Source organism: Dehalococcoidia bacterium (genome assembly GCA_028711995.1).
Taxonomy (GTDB): Bacteria; Chloroflexota; Dehalococcoidia; order SZUA-161; family SpSt-899; genus JAQTRE01.
On sequence record JAQTRE010000196.1, the window covers coordinates 1 to 3,927 of the forward strand.

The following is a 3,927-nucleotide window of genomic DNA, read 5'->3' on the forward strand; positions in this document are numbered from 1 at the left end:
ATCCTGGAAATCCCCCTGAAAAGGGGTTATTCAGAGAGCGGAACCACGGAAAACCCACACTTCGACGTTATTTTATTGAGGGAATTCCGCTGAATTTATTTTTCGACGGACTTGATCAGAGGTTCCCATATATAACGATGGTATTGTGGAAACGTCAGGCTTGGGTTTTTGGCAGCATCCTATCACTGGGTCAGGAAGCCCCAGTATTTCATGGATGATGGAGGCAGGTCCGAATGTGGACGATAAGGACCATGCAGATGAAACAAACTGCGAGTGATCGAGTTCAAGAGGATCGCTTGCCAGACCACGGTACTTCGAGAAATCAAGTCTTTGTGTCACCGACAGTATTGCGACTTGGGTGGTTCCGGCAAATGACACTGCCTTTGGGGAACGCTGCCCAGTTTCTGCACGAAAATGTGACTGCCGACCAAGATGACACAGCGAACTCCTCCGCTCTTTACCAATTCTTTACCCAACAGCACCTTCAAAGTCTTGACAACTATATCGCATGGGTCCACACTGGGATCACCCATAGGCCAAGGAAAACGACGGATGAGCATTGGGTTCGGGCTAGTTGAATTGGAGAATCAGATTAAAGATAGTGGAATAGACTAAAAGGAGGTGGGTAATGGCAGATTTCATGGCAATCCTGGGCAAAGGCGCCTTCGTATTGGGCGTGATCTTCGCCATCTTCGGTGGCATTTGGGGAGGCACAGCCGCACCGACTAACGACGGGGTGATCATTGTACTGCTGATCGCGGGCATCCTCATTGGCATTCTTAACATCACTGCCAAAGAGGCCACACCGGTACTGGCGGCTGTCATGGCCCTGCTCATCTTAGCCATATGGGGTTATTCACCAGCCTTCCAGCCTGTTACCGATCTATCGCAAGGGCTAGCGGAAAATGTGGTCGGCGTAGTCGTCGCCTTTGGCATCCTTATGGCTCCGGCAGCGATCATCATTGCCGTCAAGGCGGTAATCGCCACAGCCGGTCCGGGAGACTAATCACTGAGCGACGGATACCTCAGAGAAGAGCATATACCATGCGATGCCCTCTTGGGTAACCTTGCTAACGACTGATTTGGCTAGCTTTCTCATCAAGGGGTGGGCCAAGGTGGCCATCACCGTTCCACCCCTTATCTTGGCTTGAGAGTAACTACTTTAGCCAAATCGGTGGTATGATGGTGGGCACGCCATCCGCCCCCGGTTCGGTTTCTCTGCCTCTTTTGGTTCCCGTTTTATCTGACGGTCTGAATTTTGGCTCTCGGAAATCTGCTCTCATCCTCATCTTTTCTGACGGATACTGACGACGAGTTTTCGCTGGATTGATCCTGCCCCGGGTTGTTGAGTTTGTATCCTACCCCCCTCTCACAGACAATCAGCGCAGGCTCTAGGGAGTCATCTCCAAGCTTGGCGCGGAGACGTTGGATATATACCTTGAGATAGTCGTCCGCATCGCTGAAGTCTGAACCCCAGACCTTTTGCAGGAGCACCTGTTGGGGTATTACCCTGCCTGCGTTTCTCGCCAGCACACAAAGCAGGCTATATTCTGTGGGGGTCAGTCTTACCTCTGCCCCATCCGATAGCACTTCGTGAGTGTTAAAGTCGATGGCGACGTTCCCAACAGTGAGCGGATCCTCGCCCTTATCTAAGGTTGGCATTGTTGATCGGCGTAGCACGCTTTTCGCCCGCGCCAGAAGCTCGACGTGGCTGAATGGTTTGGTGATATAATCATCAGCACCCAGTTCAAGACCTTTAACCTTGTCATACTCGTGATCCCTTGCGGTCAACATGACAATAGGCGCATCGGAGAAACGGCGGATCCGGCGGCACACCTCAAAGCCATCAATATCAGGAAGCCCGATATCCAGAATGATGATGTCGGGGAACTCCGTTTCCATAAGATCGATTGCAATGAGACCCTGGTTACAAGAGACAATCTGGGCCTCACTCCAACGCAACTGGAAACACAGAGAAATAGCCTCGGCTATTTCCGGATCATTTTCGATGATCAGCACTTTCATCGGTCATCTCCCATTGAATCGCTGGATTATTTGCTGGCAGCTCATTGATAGCGCCGGGACTAAAGTAAAGGTGCAGCGTTTGGTCAAACGGCACTGTGTCGTATTCGGAATTCAGTAGTCACCTGCTCATGGCAGAGATGCCTAGAGTTGCAAGGCTGGGAATTGCCTGAGCCTTCTGTTCGATGTCCGACCTTATGGGGCAACACATCTCTCGCCTCACGAAAATCTCCTCATGGCAGTTGTCCGGTTGCCTTTAGATAGAGCATGATCGAATTCACTCTGGGGTCTTTGGAATCGGTGACGTTGCTGAGTTTGCTGTAGATGGCGTTGATGTGACGTTCAATAGTTTTGGGATCGACACACAGCATCTCGGCGATGGTTCCATTCCGGTAGCCTTTTGCCATCCAGCTTAGAACTTCCAACTCCCTATGACTGAGTTCCTTGAGGAGAACGGTGTTGGCCTCAGTGTTGCTGATCAGGCCTTCCATGACCACCGAGTCCAGAATGACCTGGCCCTGGGTGACCGAATGAACGACTTGGGCCAGCTGTCCGATTCGATCGATGGAGTGTTTCAGTAAAATGGCACATCCTTTGGAGCTTCTTCGCGTAAACTCTCGCAGGTGCTTGATTCCTTGGATATCATAAAGGGTCGAGAGGATAACAATCCCAATGTCGGGGAACTGTTCACGAATGATCACCAACTGCTTGACGGTGCTGGGCTGTAGCATTTTGATGCCCAGAAGAAGAGCATCCGGTTGTGTTGCTGCCAGCATGGAGAGGATAATGTCTACCGTTGCACTGCTGGAAACCCCCATAACCTCGATCGTGGTCTCAGCCGGGAATGCAGACTTGTAGGCCTCCTGCAATATCTCCTGTTCCTCAACGATGTACAACTTGATTTTCTTAGGGCTGACCGCGGTACTGTCGTTCAGTTTGTCGACCACTGTTGGCGATTGTACAGCATTCATCAGATATCCTCCTTTTCAGGCCAAGATGGCAACTGGGGAAACACATAATCAGTAGTCGGGAGCTTCTCGTCATAAAATAGAGGTTGTCCCGTCCAATCGTTTTTCACCACATCACACCTGCATCTTCCATCCCTCACGTTTAACCCTCTCTTCTTCGCGTCTGAATAGCTCCTAGCGACGTGTATGGTCCTGCGATATTGCTGTCCTTTAGATACTGAAGAAATCCCGGCGTTTCCCGCTGCATTTCAACATCCACACACATTACGATACATCTGTGGGTTAAGATTGACGAACGGGAGACCCCTCTTGTTTTTGTAGCTGTATGGAGCTTACGGTTTGGGGGTTGGCCCGGTGCTGGGGGGATCACCTGAGGTGGAGGTGTGCCTGAAATATCTGTGAGTGATCAGAATCACGCGCTGATGGCTCGCGCCAATGATGAATTTGGGGAGGCTCAATGAAAAGTGGCGGAGGAAGACCTTGTACCATGGTGAGATCAGTCAGGGAAACTGGACACCCTCTTCTGCCAATGAGGGTCTACCCCCAGATCTTCTTGGGGAAGACCCGGTAGTGGTATCCATCATATCAATGTAGAATTTACCCATCTAATACACGCACATCGATGCACGATGTGTCGAACATTAAACGGTCTAGGTGCGAAAAAACATACTTCGCATCGGTATAAATACTCCGATAAAGGCAAACCACGAGAAATCGTGGGACGCAAAGCCACGGGTCTAAAGGCATTAACGCCTATGATCGCCGGGCCACCGAAGAGGTAATACTCTATCTCTAGAGGTATTGTTCTGTCTCTAGCCCAACTTCCGCAGTTTCGAAGCTGACAGGTGCTTCTCCCGAACGTAAAGTTGGTACTACATTGCTTTAATTTTCATTCGCTGAGGGAGGTGCAGCCCAAGCATCTGGAGGAGAACTGCCT

The 3,927-nt window shown here is 50.6% G+C and carries 4 protein-coding genes and 1 riboswitch; of the genes, 2 read left to right on the plus strand and 2 right to left on the minus strand.

Going from position 1 to position 3,927, the window contains the following annotated elements; translation table 11 throughout:
* Both PHV74_15320 and PHV74_15325 read left to right on the plus strand, forming a co-directional pair.
* Positions 1-218: hypothetical protein (locus PHV74_15320; protein MDD5095723.1), on the plus strand; the 218-nt coding region annotated here is incomplete at its 5' end.
* A 410-nt stretch (positions 219-628) separates the two neighbouring features.
* Positions 629-1,006 carry a hypothetical protein gene (locus PHV74_15325; GenBank protein MDD5095724.1) on the plus strand — a complete coding sequence of 126 codons (378 nt, stop codon included), beginning with the start codon at positions 629-631 and terminating at the stop codon, positions 1,004-1,006.
* Between the two features lie 233 nt (positions 1,007-1,239).
* Here PHV74_15325 and PHV74_15330 read toward each other — a convergent pair whose 3' ends face one another.
* Both PHV74_15330 and PHV74_15335 read right to left on the minus strand, forming a co-directional pair.
* Entirely contained in the window at positions 1,240-2,025 is a 786-nt protein-coding gene (locus tag PHV74_15330) for a response regulator transcription factor (protein ID MDD5095725.1), read from the minus strand.
* A gap of 230 nt (positions 2,026-2,255) precedes the next feature.
* Positions 2,256-2,993: a response regulator transcription factor gene (locus PHV74_15335; GenBank protein ID MDD5095726.1), complete on the minus strand. Its 738-nt coding sequence runs from the start codon at positions 2,991-2,993 to the stop codon at positions 2,256-2,258.
* A 685-nt stretch (positions 2,994-3,678) separates the two neighbouring features.
* A riboswitch (cyclic di-GMP riboswitch) is annotated at positions 3,679-3,765 on the plus strand.
* The last annotated feature ends 162 nt before the right edge of the window (positions 3,766-3,927 follow it).